The organism is Limnohabitans sp. G3-2, assembly GCF_002778275.1.
Lineage (GTDB): Bacteria > Pseudomonadota > Gammaproteobacteria > Burkholderiales > Burkholderiaceae_C > Limnohabitans_A.
In genome coordinates, this window is sequence record NZ_NESG01000001.1 from 232,933 (window position 1) to 256,279 (window position 23,347).

Here is a 23,347-nt window from a genome sequence, read left to right on the forward strand (position 1 = left end):
TCAATTTGGCTGGATCTGCACGCGCACAGGGGCTGGGGCTGGCTGATTGGTCTGCGGAACAAGCGGCGTCACCTGCCTGTTCACCCCATCTGCGCCGTCCAACACGACATTCTGAAGGGTCCGAATTTCGACCGGAGGGGATGACTCGGTTTTGATTTCAACAACGCCTTCACCGGGCTGGCGCAACTGCACGCTGGGCTCATTGGCGGTGGTTGTTTTGGGCTGACCCGTCTGCTCGGCAAGCTGGGGCTCTTTGCCATCTTTGCTGTCCGAAGCACTGGAGGACGATTTGGCCTCAGCCGACTTGCCATCGCTGCCCGAAGAACTTGCCGCCTCTGTCGATCCAGCAGAAGCTGAAGCGCCTGAAGCAGCGCCAGACCCCGTCGTGGCCTCAGCACCCGCTGTGCCGCTTGAGGCCGCTGCTGGTGTGGATCCTGAGCTGCTTGCAGCCCCTGCAGCACCTGAGCTTGCCGCAGCCGAAGAGGGTGAGGCAGCAGGCGCGGCGCTGGGCGAGGCCGCTGGTGCTGCAGCCACCCCACCACTCTGAATTGCCATCGACACAGGCGCAGCCACTTGAGGTGCCTGAACCTGAACCAATGTCGCCACAGGCGGCACCGTGAAGGCAGAGTTGATGCGCGCAGCCACGCTGTCAATCACTGGTGGCGTGAAGGCGTAATCATTGCGCTCGCTTTGGAAGGTCGAGCTCTGCAAAACAAAGCCTGCCAGCCCCTGGGTTTCGATTTGGGTTGAACCCACTTGCTTTGACGCATAAGAAAGACCAACAGGCGAAAAATCCAAAACGAGTGCATCGCCTGGAACAGAACCATTGACCTGTCCGAGCAGACTGACTTTCTTGGGATCCACATCCACGTCGTTGTTGAAGACCTTGTCAAACTCACCCACGATGGCCGCTTGGCCACGAACAGGTCTGGCCAGCACCTGCACCGGTGCATGGAGGTTGTCCAAATTTGGCAATCGGTAATTGCTTTGCAAACTCGAGGCGCCGTCGGTCAGGTTGATGGCGGCGATATATTTGTTCAAGGTGCTGACATGGGCATCACTCGCCACCGCACCGGTGTAGCCCAAGACTTCATTGCCCACCCCAGTTTGCAAGTCCACCGCGCCGGTCAAATTGCTGGTGCCGTCGTAAATTTTCGATGCAGAGAGACTGACCGTTTTGGTTGTGATGCCTGCATGGATCCGTGTGATGGCGGGCAGGGTGTAGTTGCGCGCATCAGGCCCCACCAAGGCGCCGCCCAAAACAGTGACTTGATGGGCACTCACCACATCTTTGCTGTTGTAGTCTGCGCTCACATAAGTGGCACCCACGACATCCCCCGCGAACAAGGGGCCTAACCCAGGGGCAGTCACCACATGAGCAGTGGTTGAACCGTCGTAAGTTTTAGGCACGACAGCAAACACATTGCTCAGCATGAACGGGGTGATGTGGCCCGTGCCCACCACGGTGCGTCCTTGCGTGGACAGGTACCCATAGACCTTGGCACCGGCGGCGTCGAGGGTCTCGAATTGGGCGTTGTTGAGTGTGACCACATGGTCCAGCGCGTTGACACCCGAGTAGCGCGCAGCGTAACCTGGCAAATGGCTCATGGGTTTGAGCCGGGCGATTTGATCACCATCCAACAGCGTTCCGGCGTAGGAGAAATTGGTGTCGACAGGCGACGCCAAGTCGGTTTTGTCATACACCCGCGTGACGCCCTGCAGCGTGACATTGACCAGTGGTGTGACTTGGTACAAGAAACCGTTGCCCGAGTCTTGCAAAGGCGTGGCGGCAGTGCCCGCACCGTACTGCTTGAACTGGTAGCTCAAGCCCCCTTTGGTGTCGAGCTCTGGCGACTCGGTACGGATCAACCAGCGTGCCTGCGGCGAAGTCAATACCAAGGAAGATGGACCCGCGTTGTTGGTGAAGCTTTGGGCCACCATGTGGATGGCACCGACTTCGGTAGAGGGCGAGCTGGCAGCAACTTGAATGAGCGCACCGGGCATGAGGCGGACATCCCCGACTGGCGCATCAACCCGAACCGAAGACTGGATGCCTGTCAACGCCATTTGGGAGCCGATCACCACATCACCCTGATCGCTTCGCGCAACAACTCGGCCCGTCCCGGTGATGGTTCCATTGGCGATGTTGACTTCGCTGGATTTATGAAAGGCCAACTCGACGGCCTCACCCAATCTCACCGGCCCTGAGCTCAGGCTGCCCGTGGCACCGCCATGACCCACCTGCAACTTACCCACGGCCATCTGGGTCTCGCCCGTGTAGGTGTTGTCACCGGTCAAGGTCACCGTGCTGTTGCCCTTTTCTTTGCGCAAGGCGCCCGCACCACTGATCACTCCGCTGATGGTTTGCGCCTGGGCAGAGTTGAGTGCCAGCGAAGCACGGTCGGCCAATCGGATGGCCCCGCCATATTGGCCACCACCCAACTGGGCCTGGCCATCGAGCTCCAGCGTACCCGCATCCACACGCGTGTCGCCTGCATAGGTGTTTGAACCGGTCAGCGTCAGCGTGCCCTGCCCCAGCTTATCCAGGCTGGCCGTGCTGCCCACCAAGGCCGTGGCAAACGTCACCGCCTGCCCTGCCGTGTCGACCCGGTAGGCGTTGGCCGTGCGGCTCAGGCGGGCCGAGTAATCGGTCTGGTTGTCGGTGCTGTAGCGCAGCGTGCCGCCACTGAACGCCAAATCGCCTGTGTGGCCCAGGGCACCGACACTGGCGGCCTCCAGAACACCGGCGGCCAGCAGCGTGCCGCCGCTGTAGGTGTTGACACCGCTCAGGCTCAACACGCCTGCGCCCCGTTGCTGGACTTGCCCTGTGCCACTGATGACACCGGCCATGTTTTGAGCCGCGCTCGAGCTGAACTCGAACCGGCTTGCGGATGCCAAGGCCATGGCACCGTTGTAGTGGCCCAGCCCCAAAGTGGCGGCGTCCGCCATGACCATGGCACCTGCGTCAATGCGGGTGTCACCTGTGTAGGTATTCCCACCCGTCAAGCGCAAGACACCCAAACCGCTTTTCACCAAGCCGCTGGAAGCGCCACTGACAGCACCACTCACGGTACTTGCGGCGCTCACATCACTCACCGCCACCCGCAGTTGGTCTCTGACGGCAACGCTGCGGGCGTTGACCGAAGCGGCATCGATGGCCAGCGTTGCCAAGGGCTGAACAGCCCCCACATCAGCCGAGAAGGTGACGCTTGCGCCCGCCTGGACTGTGAGTGATGCCCCAGAGGCGGTCGCGGCGTTGACGGCACCCATAAAACGAACATCGGCCAGATCGGTCAAAGTGCTGTTGTTGGACAAGGTGACGGCACCGCCATAGGTTTGCCCTGCAGCGGTGCTCACGTTGGCTGCCAAGCGCGTGTTGCCCGAGACGTCCAAGCTGGCCAAAGCGCTGAGTTGCCCAGCCAGATCGGCATCACCGGTCACGCGCAAAGTTTGACCTGCCCCTTGGATCACAGTCCCGGCAGTGGTCGCCACCGACTGGCCCGTCAAGGCCGTGGCTTGACCCAAGGTCACCCGTCCGCTGTAGCTTTGAGCCCCCGTGGTTTGGACGGACCCTGCATTCAAAAGGACCTCTGGGGCCACCATGCTCACACCGCTCAGCGGGGCGTTGGCACCCATGGCCGAACTCACCATGGCCTGACTGCCCGCACCGGTCAAAAGAACCCCCAGCGAATGGGCTGTGGGCCCAGCTGCGCTGTTGACCGGCCCGGCCAGACGGATGGTGGCGGCATCTCCCGTGGCCACCAACTGCGCATCACCGGCGAGCAACAAAGACCCGCCAAAGCTTTGGGAACCCGTGGAAGAAACACCCCCGCCCAACGTGGCATGGTGGTCCACCTGCAAGGCGCTCAAACCCGCAAGGTCGCCGCCAGACACCAGCCCGCCAGAACCATCCACCCGCAAGCGGTGGCCTGCGCCTTGGAGTGTGGCCCCCAAAACCACCGTGCGAGCGCTCAATGTCGTGTCTGTGGCAAGCGTCACAGCGCCGGTGTACGTTTGATCACCAGTGGTGCTCACATTCGCACCCAATTGGGCAGAACCATTCACCGTGACGGTACTCAAACCCGACACCATGGCATCCCATTGGGCGCTGCCATCGATTTGCAGTGTCCCACCACTGCCCGTGACCGTGCCCATGGTGCGCACCGCAGAAGCGCTGAGCCTTGCATTGTTGGTCAGGGCCACAGGGCCATCAAAGACCTGGGCACCCAAGGTGGTGATTTGGCCATTGGGCAAGTTGATCTGACCGGCCTTGACCGCCAAGTCTTTCAAGGGTCGCAATCCACCCACCGCGTAAGACAAAGTCAGCGCACCCGCGCCGGTGTCCAGACTCAGGCCTTGCGCGCCTGCCGTGTCCGCGTTGATGGCCCCCCCGATGCTGATGCTGCTGGCATTCAGGCGGGTGTCTGCGTAAAGCGCCAAGGTGCCACCATATTGCTGCTGGGCCGTTGTCGAAATTTGCGCGCCCAGCTCGGTGTTGCCCGTGACAATCAGGTTGGCCACACCGGAAATTTGCCCACCCATGCTGGCGTTGCCGGTGAGCGTCAGATTTTTTCCGGCCCCGGTGATGTCACTGCCACTGCCAATGCGGATCCTGGAGGCGGTCAAGGCGGTATCTGCGCCCAAAGTGATGGCCCCGGTGTAGCTTTGCTCGCCGCTGGTCTGCACATTGGCGGTGCTCAAAGTGATGTCGGCGGCACGAACGGACAAAGCGCTCAAGCCCGGCGCGTTGCCCACGCTGCTGGCGATGACGGCACGACTGGCCGCACCTGTGGCATTCACCGTCAAAGCGCGCGCCGTGGTCTCACTGTCAATGTCACCGCTCAAAGTGATGACCCCGGTGCTTCCCGTGCTGGTCAACGTGGCATCACTCAACAAACGCAAAGTGCCGGTGTAGGTCTGGTTGCCCGTGGTGGTGATTTGGCCAGCCAATCGCGTGTCACCGGTGATCGTCAAAATGCGCACACCCGTGACCTCACCTCCCAATTGCGCATGGGCGTCCAGCGTCCAACTTTGGCCCGCGCCCGTGACGGTGTTGCCCGTTTGAACCGTGCTGCCGGTGAGCGTGCTGTCTGTGCCCAAAGTCACCGCACCGGCATACGTTTGCGTGCCACTGGTCGTCACTGCAGCGGTATTGATCTGGCTGGTTCCGGTGACTTGCAGTTGGGTCAAGCCGCTGACCGTGTCGTTGCCGCTGTTGCCCAAGACAGCGTTGCCGGCCACGGTCAACGCACTGCTGCCCGTCCCGGTCAGCGCAGCTTGCGTCTCCACCGCAGCGCCCGTCAGCACCGTATCGCGGCTCAGGTTGAGCGCGCCGCCATAGGTTTGTGTGCCCGTGCTCGTGACCGTCCCGGTATGGAGCGTGGTCGCTCCACTGATGCTCAGATGGTTCAGGCCGGTCACTGTATCGGTGGCGCCCGTACCCAGGACCGCATCACCGGTGATGGCGAGCGATTGACCGGCACCCACCAACACATTTTGGGTGGTGATGGTGCTGCCGCTCAACAGCGTGTCTGTCCCCAGTGTCACAGCGCCGGCAAAGGTCTGAGCAGCGCTGGTGATGATGGAGCCCGTGTGGATTGCGGTGGTGCCGCTCACGGACAGGCTGCTCAAACCACCGATCAGGTCATCGCTGCTGTTGCCCAGTACCGCGTTGCCCGCAATCGTCAAGGCCTTGCCGCCGCCAGCCACTGTGCCCTGGGTCGTCACCGTGGTGGCCGTCAACACGGTGTTGCGGGTCAAAGTCAGCGTGCCCCCAAAGGTTTGCAGGCCTGCGCTCGTCACCGTGTCGGTGTTGAGCGTGGTGCTGCCGCTGATGTTCAGATGGCGCAAGTCGAACAAAGTGTCGGCGGCCCCCGAGCCCAGCACAGCGTTGCCGATGATCGTCAGGGACTTGTTGTTGACCTGCACCGCCGCTTGGGTGGTGATGGTGCTGCCGGTGAGTGTGGTGTCCTGGCTCAGGCTCAGCGTATCGCCGTAGGTCTGTGTTCCCACGCTCGTCACGGTGTCGGTGTTCAGCTGGGTCGTGCCACTGACGCTCAGATGGTTCAGGCCGGTCACCGTATGGCTGGCACCGCTGCCCAAAACCACATCCCCCATGAGGCTCAAAGACTTGCCACCGCCCACCAGCACATTTTGGAGGGTGATGGTGCTGCCGGTCAGTTGCGTGTCAGTGCCCAGGGTCACCGCCCCGGCATAGGTCTGGCCACCGCTGCTGCTGAGCACAGCAGCGTTGATGGCACTGGTTCCGCTGACCGACAGGCTGCTCAGGGCCGTGATGCTGTCGTCACTGCTGTCACCCAAGACCGCATTGCCTGCAATCACCAAGGCCTTGCCGCCACCGGCAAGCGTGCCCTGCGTGCTGACCGTGGTGCCGGTCAATGTGCTGTCGGCGCTCAATCTCAGTGCACCGCCATAGCTTTGGCTGCCGCTGGTGCTGACCCCATTGGCATTGAGCATGGTTGTACCGCTGATGCGCAAGCTGCTCAGATTCGTCAGGGCATCGCTTGGGCCATCGCCAAGCACGGCATTGGCATGGATGGTCAGCGCATTGCTGTTGCCATTTACCGTGCTCTGCGTGGTGATGGTGCTGCCGGCCAGGGTGGTGCCCACACCCAAGGTGACTGCATCGGCATAGGTTTGAGCGCCCACGGTGCGCACACTGCCACCATTGATCGCCGTTGTGCCTGCCGCATCGCTTGTCACATCGGCCAGTCGGTCGCCGTCTGTGCCGGTCGCGCCGGTGCCGCCCAAGGCGCCACCCAAGGTGGTGTCACCGCTGTCGTTGAGGGTCAACCTGCGGTGGCTGATGCCATCGGACTGGATGGTGCTTGTCACGGTGATGTCCGCACCAGCCAAGGTGGTGTCGGCGCCCAGCGTCACGGGGCCGGTGTAGGTCTGGCTGTTGGTAGTTCTGACGACACCGGCATGGAGGCCTATGGCGCTGGCCGTCACCGCCAGGCTACTCAGGCGATCTGTACCACCCACTGCAGCGCCCAGAACCACCTGGCTGGTGTCGCCACTGGCATCGATCATGAGCGCGCGCGTCGTGCCCGCTGCGCTGTCGACGGTCGAAGCCAGGGTGATGAGCGCAGCGGCGCCGCTGGCTGCCAGCGTGGTGTCTGCACCCAACGTCACCGCGCCGGTGTAGGTCTGCGAGCCGCTGCTGGTGATGTGGGTGGTGCGAATCAAGCTGGTGCCGCTGACCGACAGCGCGCCCAGCCCGCTCAGGGTGTCGCTGGGGCCATCGCCCAGAACAGCATTGCCGGTGAAGGTCAACGCGTTGGTGTGGCCTGTGACCGTGTCCAGGGTGCTGATGGTGCTGCCGGTCAGCGTGGTGGGTGCACCCAAGGTCAGCGCATCGTTGAAGGTCTGCGCGCCCGTGGTGGTGATGCTGCCGCCGTTGATCGCGGTGGTGCCGAGCGCATCGGTGGTGATGCTGCTGAGCTGGTCAGCCACAGTTGCACTGCCGAGTGCCGCGCCCAAGGTGGTGGTGGCGCTGTCGTTGAGGGTCAGGCTGCGGTTGCCGCCGCTGGACTTGACCGTGCTGACCAAGGTGATGCCCGCACCCGTGAGTGTGGTGTCAGCGCCCAAGGTGACCGGGCCGGTGTAGGTCTGGCCCAATGCGGTGGTGACTGCAGTGCCATTGAGATCAATGTCGCTGGCAGTGACCGCCAGCGTGCGCAAGGCGTCGGTCGCACCCACTGTGTTGGCCAGCACCACATTGCCACCCTCACCGCCGGCGGTGAGGGTCAGTGCCCGCGTGGTGGCCGGTGCGCTGTTGACGGTCGAAGCCATGGTGATGACCGCGGCCGCACCACTGGCCGCCAGGTTGGTGTCGGCACCCAGCGTCACGGGGCCAGTGTAAGTCTGGTTCGCCGTCGTGCTGACAGCGCCGCCATTCAGGTCAATGTCGCTGGCCGTCACAGACAGGCTGCTCAAGGGCGCGGCGCCACCCACCACAGCACCAAGAACCACGTTGCTGCTGATGCCACTGGCATTGATCACCAAAGCGCGCGGCTTACTCGTTGCGCTGTCGACGGTCGAAGCCAGGGTGATGACCGCGGCCGTACCGCTGGCCGCCAGCGTGGTGTCGGCCCCCAGCGTCACCGTGCCGGTGTAGGTCTGCGAGCCGCTGCTGGTGATGTCACTGGCCTGGATCGCCGTGCTGCCACTGACTTGCAAACTGCTCAAGCCCGTGACCGTGTCCGCCGCTGCATCGCCAAATACCGCATGGCCTGCAATGCTCAGGCTTTTGGCATGGCCTGTGACCGTGCCCAGGGTGGTGACCGTTGTACCGGTGAGTGTGGTGTCTGCGCCCAGCGTGACAGCATCGCCATAGGTCTGCGTGCCGCTGGTCAAGACCGTGGCACCGTTCAAAGCGGTGCTGCCGCCAGCGTCGGTGGTCAGGCTGATGAGTTTTTCAACAGCAAGGCCGGACGTGCCGCCGATCGCAGCGCGCACGGTGGTGGTGCCGCTGTCCTTGACCGCCAAGCTGCGGTTGCTGCCGCTGGAGACCACCGTACTGCCCAGCGTGACGTTGACACCCGTCAGCGTGGTGTTCGCACCCAAGGTCACGGCGTCATCGAAGGTCTGCGCGCCAGTGGTGTTGATGCTGCCGCCGTTGATGACGGTCGTGCCCGGTGCATCGGTCGTCACAACGGCCAGTCGGTCGCCTTCGGCGCCCACCCAACCGGTGCCACCCACAGCACCCATGAAGGTGGTGGCGCCGCTGTCGTTGATGCTCAAACTCCGATTGCCACCACTGGACTTGACCGTGCTGCCCAAGAAGATGTTTTCGCCAGCCAGCGTGGTGTTGGCACCCAGCGTCACCGGGCCGGTGTAGGTCTGGCTGGTGGTGGTGGTGACGAGCCCGGCATGGAGGTCAATGTCGCTGGCCGTCACCGCCATGCTGGTCAAGGGCGCTGCGCCACCCACTGCGCCACCCAGCACCACGTTGCTGCTGGCACCACCGGCATGGATCACCAGCACGCGCGGCGTCAAAGTGGTGTTGCTGTTGAGGGCACCTGACACGCTGACGATCGCATCGGCGTCCGTCGCCGTCATACTGGTGTTGGTGTTGAGCACCACCGTGCCGCCATAAGTCTGGTGGCCGCTGGTGGCCACGTTGCCGCCGAGCACGGTGTTGCGGGCCACCGACAAGCTGGACATGCCGGTGCTGTTGCCGCCAGTTGTCAGGTTGCCGCTGCCGCTGGTGGCATTGGCCGCCACCATCAGGCTGTAGCCTGCGCCGGTCAGGGTGGACGAGGTGGTGACCGTGGTGCCGGTCAATGTGGCGTTGGCGGCCAGAGTCAAGGCCGCGTTGTAGTCCTGCGTCTTGCTGCTGGTCACCTGACCGTCAGACAGCGTCACCTGGGTGCCGGTGACGGTGATCAGGCCCGCGTTGCTCACCCCGTTGTCGGCATAGGTGAGTGGCGTGTTGAGGTTGAAACTGGGAGCCCGGGCGTTCAGTTGCAGCGACGAAACAGTGGGCAGACTGGTCGAGAAACCTGCGCGGGTCGTCGCGCCAATGGTGGCGTCCATGTCGGTGTTGAGCGCGCTCATGCTGGAAGCGCCAGTGTTCAGCTGCGTCAGACCCTGCTTCACCGTGCCAGTCAGGTTGATGTTCGCATCGGGCGCGAGCAAGTCGGTGTAGACCATGCCCGCCACATTGCTGCCTCCGTTGAGCGTCAGGGTGGTCGCCAGCTTGGTCTTGGGCGCGTTGCTGGCCCCTACAAAGGTGGGCGGGCTCAGCGCGACCTTGAAGGTGGCGGCCGTGATGTGAGGGCCATAGCCGCCACCCTGGAGGGTGACGGTGGGCGCCTGCGTGTAGCCCGATCCTGGGTCTCCAAGCGTGATGCCATAAATGATGTTGGCGCTCGGCTGGCCCACCACCGGGTTGGTGCGCGTCACCGTGGCCGTGGCGCCGCTGCCGCCTCCGCCTGAAATCGTCACCGTGGGGTCCGATGTGTAGCCACCACCGCCTGTCAAAAGCGTGATGCCGCTGATCACCTCAGGAATCGACGAATCGACGAACAAGGTGTTCGACCCCACCACGCTGTAATAGTAGCCATTGACCCCCGTCGAAGCGGTGCCGCCATTGAGCAGCGTGCCGTTGGTGTACTGCGCCACCTGGCCGCGTTGCGCCACCGAACCGTCGCTGTGGGTCGCCACGCCCTCGATCGCGCGCGGCTGGGTGGGGTAGAACACACTCAGGTAAGGGTACAGGCCCGCACTGGTCGCCCATTTGGTGTTGTCAAAGCCGCTGGGCAATGCGCCTTTGAAAGCGACGGTAGACAAGGCGGTGCTGCCGCCGCCGGTGCCGTCAAGCAACAAATTGGAGGTGGTGTTGTCCCAATACAAGTTGGTGGGCTGCAACCGCAAAGGGCCGCTGGTGCCTGACACATAACCGTTGTTGAACCTGCCGAAAACCGCACCGCTGTAAAACGGCGACGGCGCGCTGACCGCATGGCCCACCACCATGCCGGTGGCAAACCCGTTGGTCAGCGTACCGCGCTCGGCGTAGCCGATCAAGCCACCCACATTTTGTGTACCAGCCACCGCGCCCATCGCATAAAAATCGCTGATGGACCCTGTGTAATTGCCACCCAAATAGCCAGCAAAGCCGCCCACGCCCGATGCGCTGCCCAGGCTGGAAGTGCTCACCTGCGTGACCGAACCGGTGGTGTAAGACTGGCCAATGGTGCCGGCGTTGTTCATGTAACCGACAAAGCCGCCCACACTGCCATAGCCCAACACCGAGCCGGCTGCACGCGACGAAGTGATGCTGCCGTTGTCCATGTTGCCCACAAAGCCACCCACACCGGAGGAGTTGCTTGCACTGGTTTCCACCACCGTGCTGTTGGTGTACGAGGTGTTGATGGCGCCCGCATTCATGTAACCGGCAAAGCCGCCCACCCGGTTCACACCATGCACGCTGCCTTCTGCGCGGTTGAGCGACAAAGTGCTGTTGCTCATCTGCCCGACAAAGCCGCCCACGGTGTCTTGCGTGCCCACCACACTGGCCTGAGAGAACGAATTGCTGATGGAGCCGCCATTGCTCCAACCGGCAAAGCCACCCACCAAAGCCCGGCCCTTCACACCGACACCGGTGATGGGGTTGACGGTGGTGATCACCGCTGTGGAATTGTTGATGGTCGCATCGTTGCGGCCCACAAAGCCACCGACGTAGTTGCCATAGGTCGAGCTGTAAACACTGCCCGTGGTGGAGGCCGATGCAATCGTGCCACCCGCATTCAAGCCCACAAAACCGCCCACGTACTCGCCCAAGGAGCTCACGGTGCTGGTGGTGTAACTTCCAGAAATATGGCTGTTGTTGTAACCAACAAAGCCGCCAACAAAGGGGTTGGTGGATGCCGTGACGGCGCCGGTAGCGTACGACGCCGTGATCGTCCCGCCCCTCGTTTCTCCAAACAGGCCGCCCACACGTTCACTCGTACCCGTCACCGTACCGGTGGCATACGATGTCGTCAGCGTGCCCCCCCCGTAGTTACCAATCAAGCCGCCCACGCGGCTGGTGCCGACCACATGGCCTGTGGCGTAGCTGGTGTTGATGGTCCAATTGCCACCGTAGCCAATGAGTCCGCCCGTTGAATCACCGCCTTTGACATTGCCTGAGGCCCAGCTGTTGATGGATTGGTAGGTGTGTCCCGCCAAGCCCCCCACGGTGTCAGCGCTGCCCTCCACAAGGCCTGTGGCACGCGAGTTTTCAACGGCATTGGCAAAGCCCACCAAGCCACCCACCCAGGAGCTGTTGCTGGTGACATTGCCGGTGGCATAGGAGTCGTACACATTTTGGTCAATGCGGCCGATCAGGCCACCGGTCTGGTGCCCGCCTTTGACATTGCCGGTGGCGTAAGAGCGCCAAATCGGCTGGTTGGTGTAACCAATCAAGCCGCCGGTGTAGGTGCCAGAGAAACCGCCGTTCAAACCAGTGACCTCGCCCGTGGCGAAGTTGTCATTGATCCACCCCCCTTGGACGCGACCGGCCAAACCGCCTACGCTGTCGCTGTTGCCCCGGACATTCGCACTCGATGAGGAATAGGTGATCGTTCCCACATAACCCGCCACCCCGCCGACATAGCTGGAGTTCGATTGAACCTCGCCGGTGGTGGTCACGCGCAGCACCCGGCCTGCTTGACCGATGGCGCCACCGGTTTGGTGCGAACCCATCACCAAGCTTCCTGTGTAACGGGAATCACTGGTGCCTTGCTCCACCAGACCCGCCAGTCCACCGGTGTAATTGCCTGCGAATTCGGGCGCACCGTTGACGGTCCAGCCGGTGACGGTGCCGCTCATCTGGGCATTTTGCAAATCCCTGTGCTGCAAATAGCCGACCACGCCGCCCACGCGCTCGCCCCGGCCTTCGACGTTGCTGGTCACAAAGGTGTTGTATGTGGGCGTGTTGTTCACCACAGCCGCGCCCACCATGCCTTGCGAATGGCCGACCAGCCCCCCCACCCATTGATAGCCCTTGACCAGCCCAACCGTGTGGCTGCTGTTTTGGATGGTGGATTCGGATTGCTCCATGTAACCCACCACCCCACCCGTGCGTTGCGGCGATGTGACGTCTGCCGTGGCCACACTGGTGACCACGCCAGACGAGGTGGTGTTGCTCACCGCCGCGTAATCGAGCCGGCCCGCCACACCCCCCACCGAGCTCACGCCGGTCACGGTGGCTGACGATTGAACACCCGACAGGCTCAACAGCGTCCCGCTGCTGCCCCAGGCGTAACCCAAGACCCCGCCGACTTGGCTGTGGCCCACGTAGCTGGCATTGTTTTCACCACGCGTGTCTTGGTTGAAGGCCTCAAAATACTTGAGATCGGTGCCGGTGACGCTGCCCGAGGTGCTCACGGTGGACAAACCACGCTGCCAACTCGAGCCCACCGCCAAACCCAAATTGCTGGTGCCCACCACCGCGCCGCTCACGGTCAAACCGGTGGTGTTGGCTTGGCTGGCACTGCGGGTGTAGCCCAAAAAGCCCAGGTTGGCATTGAGTTGGTCGAGTGCCAAATGGGTGACCGTGACCCCGTTGGTGTTCAAGGTGCCCGACACATAGGGGATGTGGAATCCGGCAGAACCCGTCAAGTCGATGTCGCCCACCAACTTGAACTTCAAACCGGTTTGGTCTGAAAAGCCCAGGTAATTGCGCAGGTCGGTGATGCTGTCCAAGCTGTAAAACCCAGTGCCATCGCCCACGTCATCTGCGCCGAAATAGTGGCTGGCATTCTTGGCCGCAGAAACCGCCAAACCGTTCAATGCGCCCGCATTGAACCACTCGGCGTATTGCGCGCCATACAGCCCCCCTGCTGTCAGCAGACCGTTCGTTTCTGTCAGTGCCACGCGCGTGGTCGGACTGGCACTGGTGAAACCCGAGACCGTCACAGCGCCCATATTGAAGTGGGCATTGGTGATTGAGGCACCGGGCGTCAAAAAGCCCAGCAAACCGCCCACATTCATGTCGCCACTGACGTTGCCGCTGGAGTAGGCGTTTTCAATCACGCCGCTGCTGGCCAAGCGACCGACCAGGCCACCCACATCGTAGCGGCCATCCACAGCGCCCAGTGCATAGGCATGCAAACTGCCCCGTGCCGTCGGTTGGGCTGTGGTGCTGCTGGCAATGGTGCCGTCCAAGTGACCAACCAAGCCCCCCACCCAGTCTTTGCTGCCGGTCACGGCATAGTTGGAATAAGAACCCAGGACCTTGGCATTGACATCGTCGACCAAGCCGATCAACCCGCCCACATACCCCACACCGGATACCGTGGGCGTGGCGTTGGCCTTGTAGGCGCTCGAATCCTTCACGGTGTAACCACCGTTGAACCAACCGATCAGCCCGCCCGCGTCATTGGCGGTGGCCGTGACGTTGCCGCTGGCCCGGGTATTGGACACATCGCGGTCGGCGCGGCCAATCAAACCACCCACGTTGACCGTGCCCATCACATTCCCTGTGGCATAGGCATCGCTGACCGAACTGGTGTCGGCATAACCAATCAGACCGCCGACGCGGTCACTGCCACCGGTGTTGCTGCCGTTGACATGGCCTGTGGCAAAAGCGCCTGTGACAGAACCGGCCGAAGCGCGGCCAATGAGGCCACCCAAATCATGGTTGGGAGCGGTGAGATGGCCAGTGGCGGACACGTTGCTGATGGCACCAAAGGCATGGCCGATCAAGCCACCCGCATAACTGCCGCCGCCTTGCACATTGGCAATCGCAGAAGCGTTGTTCAGGCTGGTGACGCTCAAATAGCCGATCAGACCCCCTGCGTAATGGCCGCCTGTTTGCGTCACCGTGCTCGCTGTGGAGTGCACATTGCTCAGGTCCGACGCATCGGTTTTACCCGCCACGCCCCCCACATAGTAGGAGCCCCCTGTCACATTGGCGGTGGACGACCAATTGGCCGCACCGGGCCCTGCATTGGCGTAACCAAAGACCCCCCCGATGAACTGGTTGCCGCCCGTCACGCTGGCGGCCGTGCTGGACACGTCGATCATGGTGCCGGGCGACACATAACCCACACCGCGCGAAGCGCTGAAGTCAAACCAACCTGTGCCGTAGGCGTAACCGGCCACACCGCCCACGTGGTTGCTGTAGCCGCCGCCGCTGCCCAGCACATCCAGCTCGCTGGTCACCGTTTTGAGCGCCGCATTCGAGAAATACCCGCTGACACCGCCCACATAGCTCTCAGAACCCACCACCTTGGCGTCAGAAACAGTCAGGCCGGAAGCCCGTGTTGACGTCACGTTGCCCACGGGGCCGGATCGGAAACTGCCGGTCACGCCACCGACATAGTTGATGCCGTTGGTGCTGCCACCGAGCACCGCGTGGGTGTTGAAAATTTGGCCTCCATCGATGGACCCGATCACCGTGCCCACATAGTCACGGCCATTGATGGCGTTGGTGGAGTTGGACTGCCCGGTGTATTGCGCACTGTTGACGGTGAAGTCAAAAATGCGTCCGTTTTTCACCGCACCAAATACGCCAACGTTGCTGGTCGGCTTGTTCCAGGAGAAGTTGTTGACAACAAAACCGTTGCCTTTGAATTCAGTCCCGCCAAAGTAAGGGATGTAGGGAATGAGTGGGCTTGCCGAACTGGCGAAATCGAGGTTGGTGCTGAGTTTGAATTTCAAGCCGGTGGGCGAGCCATCGGTTTTGTTGCCGAGGAAAGCCAGCAAATTGGCCAGATCGGCCTGATCGATTGAAAAATACCCGTTGCCATCGGCAGCGCCAAATGCCGCGGTCGCGGCGGTCGCATCCCAGCTGTTCAGGCCATTGCGCAGCCCGCCATTGAACCAGGTGCTGTATTGACCACTGAACAAACCACCGATGGTGACCGTGGCCGCGCCATTGATCTTCGAGTTGTCGATGTCGTAATGGCTGTTGCTGATGTAAGGGCCAATGCCAAAGTAGCCGACCAGTCCGCCATAGTTGTAATTGGCGGTGATGGCCCCAGCGAAATGGGAGTCCACCACTTTGCCGTACTCACCAAATCGGCCAATCAGTCCACCGACAAAACCATTGCCCCTGACGCCCAGGCCACCTGCCTTGTTGATGTTGGCGTAGGAGTTGGTCACGTTGGTGGTTTGGTTGGAGTAACCAATCAAGCCGCCCACCAAATCTCCGCCCCCTTGAACCGTGCCAGCCAACACATACACGTTGGTGAAGCTCGAAGGCTCACTGGTGGTCCCGATCATCCCGCCTATGCGCTCGCCACCGCCTTGGATGGTGGTGGTGTTGACATGCGAATCGCTGAAGTTCACCGCGCCGTTGCTGTTGCCCACCAAACCACCGGCATAGTGGTTGCCCGCTGTGACGCTGGTGCCGTTGAAATAGCTGTTGGTGACATTCAGGGTTCGCGACACCTGATAGCCAATCAGGCCCCCCGCATTGGAGCTGTGGCTGAGCACGGTGCCAGAGGCGCGTGCCAGATTGAGCGTCAGGTTGTACTCGTTGCGACCAATCAGACCGCCCACTTGGTCTGCGCCCGTGACATGGCCCGTGGTGTACACATTCGCCCATGTGGTGCCGTCGTCATGACTGCGGCCCACCAGCCCGCCCACATAGCTTGAACCGGTCACGGCCCCCGTGACATAGGACGCGGTGATGGGCGCCGAGCTCGCGCCGATCAGTCCGCCCACTTCATTGTGGTTGCTGGTGACGTTGCCCGTCGAACTGGAATTGGACAAGGCTGAGTGACGCGCATCCACATTGCCGATCAAGCCACCCACATGGGAATTGTGCAGGATGGAGACGTTGCTGCCGATGTTGTGGATGTTGTTGGCCACCAACTGTGAGCGACCGATCAAGCCGCCCACTTGGTGGTAACCAGACACCGGGGTGTTGATCACCCAAGCGTTGCTGATGGTGCCGCCGTCCACATAGCCGACCAAACCACCCGTCCAATAGTGACCATCGGCTTGGAGGCCCACAGTGCTGTTGGTGACCAACAGGTTCAGCAAGGTGGTGGTTCCACTGGCACCACCGATCAAAGTCCCCGCCCGGTGCCGGCCCAAAATGCTGGCGTTGTTCACCTTCAGGTCACGCAGGGTGGCATTGCTGGTCTGCGCAAAGATGCCCGTGTACCAATCGGCCTTGGTCAAGGTGATGTCGGTGATGGTGTGCCCCAATCCGGCAAACGTCCCCGAATAGGTGCCCGACATCACGTTGCCATAGCGCGTGGTGGACGCATCGGCGTTGGTGATGAAAAAGCTGGTGGCATTGAGGTCGCCGGTCAAGGCCAAGTTGGCCGAGGTGCTGGCGTCTTTGAGCGCGGTCAGGCTGGAGATCAGCGTGTAGGCTTTTTTATTGCTGCTGGTGCTGCCGTCTTGGGTGCTGAAGGTCTCGTTGGCGACCGTGAGGCCATTGATGTCTACCGCCGTCGGATTGACAAAAGTCACACTGCCTGAAAAACCGCTCGCGCTGACACCCAAGCTGTAGTTGCCCGTGCCACCCGATGCTGCGTTTTGACTGGTTTCAATGGCCACGCCACCCGAGCCCGTGATCCTGATCGGTGACAAGATCGACACATCCGTTTGCGCTGACAAAGTCAACACACCCGCGTTGTTGCGGGTCACGATGTTGGCGTTGGCCCCTGTGGGGATGGTCACGGTGCCGCCGTAATACGCTTGACTGCCCGTCACGCCCAGACCCGCCGGCAATGCGTCAAGAATCAAGTCAGCCGTGTTGCCCGCTCGGCCAATGGTCAAGCCGCCCAGAGACGCGCCACCCGTGTTGAACAACAAAGCGGTGCTGAGCGTGACCGCACTGCTGAACCCTGTGGCGCTGCTGGCGTTGCTGTTTTCAATCGCCAAAGTACCCGCACCACTGAAGACGGCTGCGGCATCGATGGCTGTGGGGTGGGCCACCCGCAGGGCCAAAGTACCGGCTTGGATGGTGCTTGCACCGACCGTGTTGCTGGCAAATCGAGAAGCGTTGGTGAGGGTCAGGGTGCCTGCCCCATATTTATCGAATGTGCTGGCGGTGCTGTTCAGGGCCGAAGCAAAGCTGATGTCCTTGCCATTGGTGTCTATTTTGTAAGCTTGGTTGTTGGCCGTGCTGAACCGCGCAGAGTAGTCGGTGGTGTTGGCATCGCTGAATTGCAAGATGCCGCCTGCAAAGTTGATCTGACCTGAAGAGCTGATCGCATTGGCGCTGCCCAAATTCAGGGTGCCGCCCGTCAACACCGTGCCGCCTGTGTAGGTGTTGTTGCCGGTCAAAATCAGCAAACCTGCGCCGGTTTTGTTGATCTGGGTGGCGCCAGTGATCAGGGTGTCCAAGGTGGTGATGTCGCCCAAGGGCGTGTTGATCACATAACTTGAGCTGGTCAAAGTCCCAGTGCCGGTGACTTGACCACCCGTGATGTTGAGCGAGCCCACGGTTTGGTTGAACGCTCCCAGGGCGAAAGTGCCCCCGCTGACATTCAAAACGCCGAAGTTCGACAGCCTTTCGCTGCTGCCCAGGGTCAAGGTCCCCGCCGTCAGGCTGGTTCCGCCCGTGTAGGTGTTGACACCCGTCAGGGTGAGCTTGCCTGCACCTGATTTGACCAACGCCAAACTGGCCGTCGCACCATCTGAGATCACCCCGCCGAAGGTCTTGATCAGGCTGCTGCCCATGTTGGCGGTCAGCGTGATGGTCCCACTCCCAGCGCCTGTGGTGATGCTGCCCGCGCCTTCGATGCTGCCAATGGTGTCGCTGACATCCACGCGGTAGACCGCGCCGCTGGCCACACTGAGCTGCGTGGAATTCGAAAGACCACCGCTCACCGCCAGCGTGCCTGTGGTGATGGTGGTGCTGCCTGTATAGCTGTGGGCACCCGACAAGGTGAGCGTGTTGCTCTGCAACTTGCTCAATGTGCCCGAGCCACTGATGACGCCCGCATACGTCATGTCGTCGGACCGGCTGAACACCAAGGCCGCATTGTTGGCGATGTTGCCCGCTACCGCGCCAGACGCACCCCCACTGCCCAATTGCAAAGTGCCTGCACTGACCGTCGTTGCACCACTGAAGGTGTTGTTGGCCGTCAGTGTGAGCGTGCCCAAGCCTGACTTGGCCAGCGAGCCGCCGACGCTGGTCAGTGCCGTGGCCCAAGTGATGTTCTGGCCATTGGTGTTGATCTTGTAGGCCTGGCTGGCCGCCTGGCTCAAGCGCGCGGAATAATCGGTGGTGTCGAAGGCCTGCAAAGTCCCGCCGCCAAAGGCCACCGTGCCGCTGCTGCCGATGGCCCCGGCCGAGCCCAGCGCCAGCGTGCCGGCGCTGAGGGTGGTGCCGCCTGTGTACGTGTTGCTGCCCGACAGGGTGGTGGTGCCTGAGCCGGCTTGGGTCAAAACACCCGTGCCGCCCAAAATGGCCGACACCGTGGCGTCGTTGCCGCTGGTGTTGTGGAAGGTGAAACTCTGCGCCGTCAGCCCCCCGGTGCTGGCGGTGATGCTGCCGCCGCTGCTGCCTATGCTGACCGCAGCCACCGATTGATTGAAGGCCCCCAAACTCAAAGTGCCGCCATTGACCATGAGGTCCGAGCTGGAGGCCCCAAAAGCGTTCGCCGCGACACCCGCAATCAATGTGCCTTCCGTCAGGCGGGTGCCACCGGTGTAGGTGTTGACCCCAGACAGTGTGACCGTGCCGATGGTGGTTTTATCCAAGCCCGCCGTCCCAGCCAGCGCCGCACTGACAGAACCTGCTTGCATGTCAAAGGCTGTGGTGCTGGTCAAGCTGCCGTTGGCGATGGTGCCGCCGGTTTGCTGCACACTGGCCAAGGTGTTGCTGAAACCACCCAGGTCGAAAGTACCACCGGCAATCGCCAAACTGCTGGCGCTGTTCAAGCGATCGGCAGCGCCCAAGGCCAAGGTGCCTGCGCTCACGGTGGTTGGGCCTGTGTAGGTGTTCACACCTGAAAGCGTGACCGTGCCGCTGGTGGTCTTGCCCACGCCAACAGTACCTGCCAACGCGGCACTGACCAGTCCAGCCTGCAGGTCAAAGTCTGTCGTGCTGGTCAAGGTTCCGTTGACCATCGTGCCGCCGGTTTGCTGCACACCCGCCACCGTGTTGCCAAAGCCTCCCAGGTCCAAGCTGCCACCACTGACCACCAAGGAACTGGTGTTGGCCAATCGATCCGCTGCGCCCAAGGCCAGGGTACCGGCACCCACCGTGGTGGTGCCGGTGAAGGTGTTGGCACCCGACAAGGTCAGCGTGCCGCTGCCTTGCTTGGTCAAACCACCGGTACCATCGATCGCCCCCGAGAATGTGGTGCTGTTGGCATCGCCTGCGGTCAGTGTGTGGCTGCCCAAATTCACGCTCGTGCCTGCCACACCCGCCAGTGAGCCCAAAGTTTTATCGGCCTGGATGGTGAAATTCGCACCTGCTGCAGTCAGGTTGACCGCAACGGTGTCATGGATCGCACTGGCCCCCGACAAGACCAGGGTGCCCGCACTCACCGTGGTGGTGCCAGTGAAGGTGTTGGTGCCCGACAGTGTCAGCGTGCCCGTTCCGGCTTTGGTCAGACCACCTGTGCCGCCCATCGCGCCTGCAAAGGTCGTGTTGCTCGCATCTCCTGCGGTCAAGGTGTGGCTGCCCAGCGTCACGATGGTGCCCGTCACGCCAACCAAGGAGCCGACTGTTTCGCTGGCGGTCAGCGTCAAGTTCACACCCGAAGTCCCTAGGGTCACCGCACCGGTGTCAGCGATGGCGCTGCCACCCGCCAAGGCCAGCGTGCCTGCATTCACCGTGGTACTGCCGGTGTAGGTGTTGGTGCCAGACAGCGTCAGCGTGCCTGCGCCCACTTTGGTCAATCCGCCGGTGCCGCCTATATCGCCAGCAAATGCGGTGCTGATCGCATTGCCTGCGGTCAGCGTGTGACTGCCCAAACTCACAGCCGTTCCTGCCACACCGCTCAAGGCGCCTATGGTTTCATTGGCGCTCAGCGCCAAGTTCGCGCCTGCCGTGTCGAGGTTCACTGCGCCGTTTTGGACGATGGCACTGCCCCCCGCCAAAGCCAGCGTGCCTGCGCTCACCGTCGTGGTGCCGCTGTAGGTGTTGGCGCCGCTGAGCGTGACGGTACCGGCACCGGTTTTGTTCAAGCCCACGGCACCCGCCAGCACCGCACTGGCACTTCCAGCCTGCATGTCAAAGGGCGATGTACTGCTCAGTGTGCCGTTGGCGATCACGCCACCCGTTTGCTGCACGCCCGCCAAGGTGTTGCCAAAGCCGCCCATATCGAAGGTGCCGCCTGCCACCACCAAGCTGCTGTTGGCACTCAGCCGATCCGCTGCCCCCAAGGCCAAGGTGCCCGCGTTCACCGTGGTCGCACCCGCATAGGTGTTGGCAGCTGAGAGCGTCAGCGTGCCCGCGCCCGACTTGCTCAAGCTGCCCCCCGTGCTGATGAGCGCCGTGGCCCAAGTGAGGTTTTGACCGTTGGTGTCGATTTTGTAGGCTTGGTTGATCGCGGTGCTGAAGCGGTCTGAATAATCGGTCGTGTTGCTGCCTGAGTGCTGCAAGGTGCCGCCAGCAAAGCTGATGGTGCCGCTGCTGCCCAGGGCCCCGGTCGATCCCAGCGCCAACGTGCCTGCGGCGAGCGCCGTGCCGCCAGAGAAGATGTTGGTGCCCGACAGGGTCAGCGTGCCCGCACCGGCTTTGGTCAAACCACCGGTACCGCTTAGCTCTCCTGCAAACGTTGTGTTGTTGGCATCGCCTGCGGTCAAGGTGTGGCTGCCCAAGGTCACCGTGGTGCCGGTGACACCTGTCAAGGAGCCTATCGTCTGATTGGCGCCGAGCGTCATGTTCGCGCCCGATGTATCCAAGTTCACAGCGCCCGTGTTGGCCATGGCGCTGCCACCCGCCAAGGCCAGCGAGCCTGCGCTCACCGTCGTGGTGCCGGTGTAGGTGTTGGTGCCCGACAGGGTCAGCGTGCCCACACCGGCTTTGGTCAATCCACCGGTACCGCCGATGGCCCCGGCAAATACTGTGTTGTTCGCGTCGCCTACTGTCAGGGTGTGGCTACCCAAGGTCACAGTAGTGCCGGTGACACCGACCAATGAGCCCACTGTTTTGTCAACGCTCAGCGTCAAATTCGCGCCCAATGTATCCAGGATGACTGCGCCAGTGTTGTCAATGGCACTGACACTTGCCAAGGCCAGTGTGCCCGCGCTCACCGTCGTGGTGCCACTGTAGGTGTTGGTGCCTGAGAGGGTCAGGGTACCGCTGCCGGCTTTGCTCAGCGCGAAGGCCCCTGAGATATCACCCAACAGCGCCAGGCTGCCAGTGCCCCCCACGGTGGCATCGGCGGTCAAGGTGACGACCCCACCCAGCGCCGCGCCCGCGCCGCTTGCGAGCAAAGCACCGGTGCTCGCCGCGCCGGAACCGGCAAGGCTCAGAGTCTCTGCGCCAATGGCCACATTGTTGATTTCAAGCACAGCACCGCTCGTCACGGTGGTGCCCGCTGCAGTGCTGCCCAGGGCAGACGCATGAGCCGCGATCAGGCTGCCGCTGGTGACGGTGGTCGCACCGCTGTAAGTGTTGTTGCCACTCAGGGTCAAAGCGCCAGTGCCGGACTGGGTCAAGCTACCGCTGCCGCTGATGACGCCGCTGAGGGTGATGGCGCCTGTCCGGTTCGCCACCAGCGCCGCGTTGTTGAGCACATCTCCGATGATGCTGCCGCTGGCACCACCCGCGCCCAGCTGCAAGCTGCCCAGGCTGATGGTGGTGCCGCCTGTGTAGGTGTTGCTGCCGGTCAGCGTGAGCGTTCCCGTGCCCAGCTTGGTGAGCGTTCCGCCGCTGCTGCTGAGCGCGCTGGCCAGCGTGACGTCTTGGCCATTGGTGTCAATGGCATAAGCCTGACCGACCGTATTGTCAAAGCGGGCAGAGTAGTCCGTGGTGTAGCTGGCCTCATGCCGCAGCGTTCCGCCAGCGAAGCTGATGCTGCCGCTGCTGCCCAAAGCCTCAGCCGAACCCAGCGCGAGCGTACCGCCGCTCAGGGTGGTCCCACCGCTGTAGGTGTTGGTGCCGCTGAGCGTGAGGGTGCCCGCACCGGTTTTATTTAATCCGTAGCCAACGCCTGACACCACCCCAGTCAGCGTCAGTGCCGTGCCTGCCACGCTCACGCTGCTGCTCGCTGCCAAACTCACGGCGCCGGACAGCGTACTGCTGCCGGTCGATGCGGCGAGGGTGCCGCCTTGCAAGGTGACCTCCTCAGCGGCCACAGCCACGCCGCGCAAGTCCAGCGTGGCGCCACTGGCCACGCTGACCCCTGCTGTGGTTGAACCCAAACCTGCGGCATGACTCATAGCCAGCGTGCCCTCACTCACAACGGTGGCGCCGCTGTAGGTATTGCTGGCGGCCAGCACCGCCGTGCCTGTGCCCAGCTTGGTGAGGGTGCCGCTGCCTTGAATGGCATACAGCAGGCTGGCCGTGCTGGAGCCGTCTACCTTGATTTCGACGTTTGCATTGTTGGTCATGGCCACCGGCCCACCCACCCAGCCAAGCATGCCCACGCCGCTGGCCCCCTCCAGAGCCAACTTTCCGGCCGACACGGTGAGGCCCCCCAACTCCAAAGTACCGGTGATCCTGAGGGTACCTAGACCGGCTTTGGTCATATAGCCCCAAGCGGTGCCGTTGTGGTGACCCAGCTTGCCCGAAATCAACAAATCATTGCCTGACGCATCGCCGGTGCTGGCAATGTCAAATGTTTTGGTGGCATTGTCTCCAATGCGCACATCGGCAGAGATCGTGGAGGCGCTGGTACCCAATACATTCAAATTGCCTGAGAGCTTGAAGTGGCCGAGGTTGCCGTCGGCCACGCCGCTGCCGGCCAGGGTG

General features: G+C 62.4%; 1 protein-coding gene (cut by a window edge). It reads right to left on the reverse strand.

Features of this window, described 5'->3' with window-relative positions; all coding sequences use genetic code 11:
* Positions 1-23,347, reverse strand: partial view of an autotransporter-associated beta strand repeat-containing protein gene (locus B9Z31_RS01170; RefSeq protein ID WP_100117735.1) — the 3' portion only. 2,033 nt of this gene lie beyond the right edge of the window; the window shows 23,347 of its 25,380 coding nt (coding positions 2,034-25,380); its start codon lies off the right edge, out of view; the stop codon is at positions 1-3.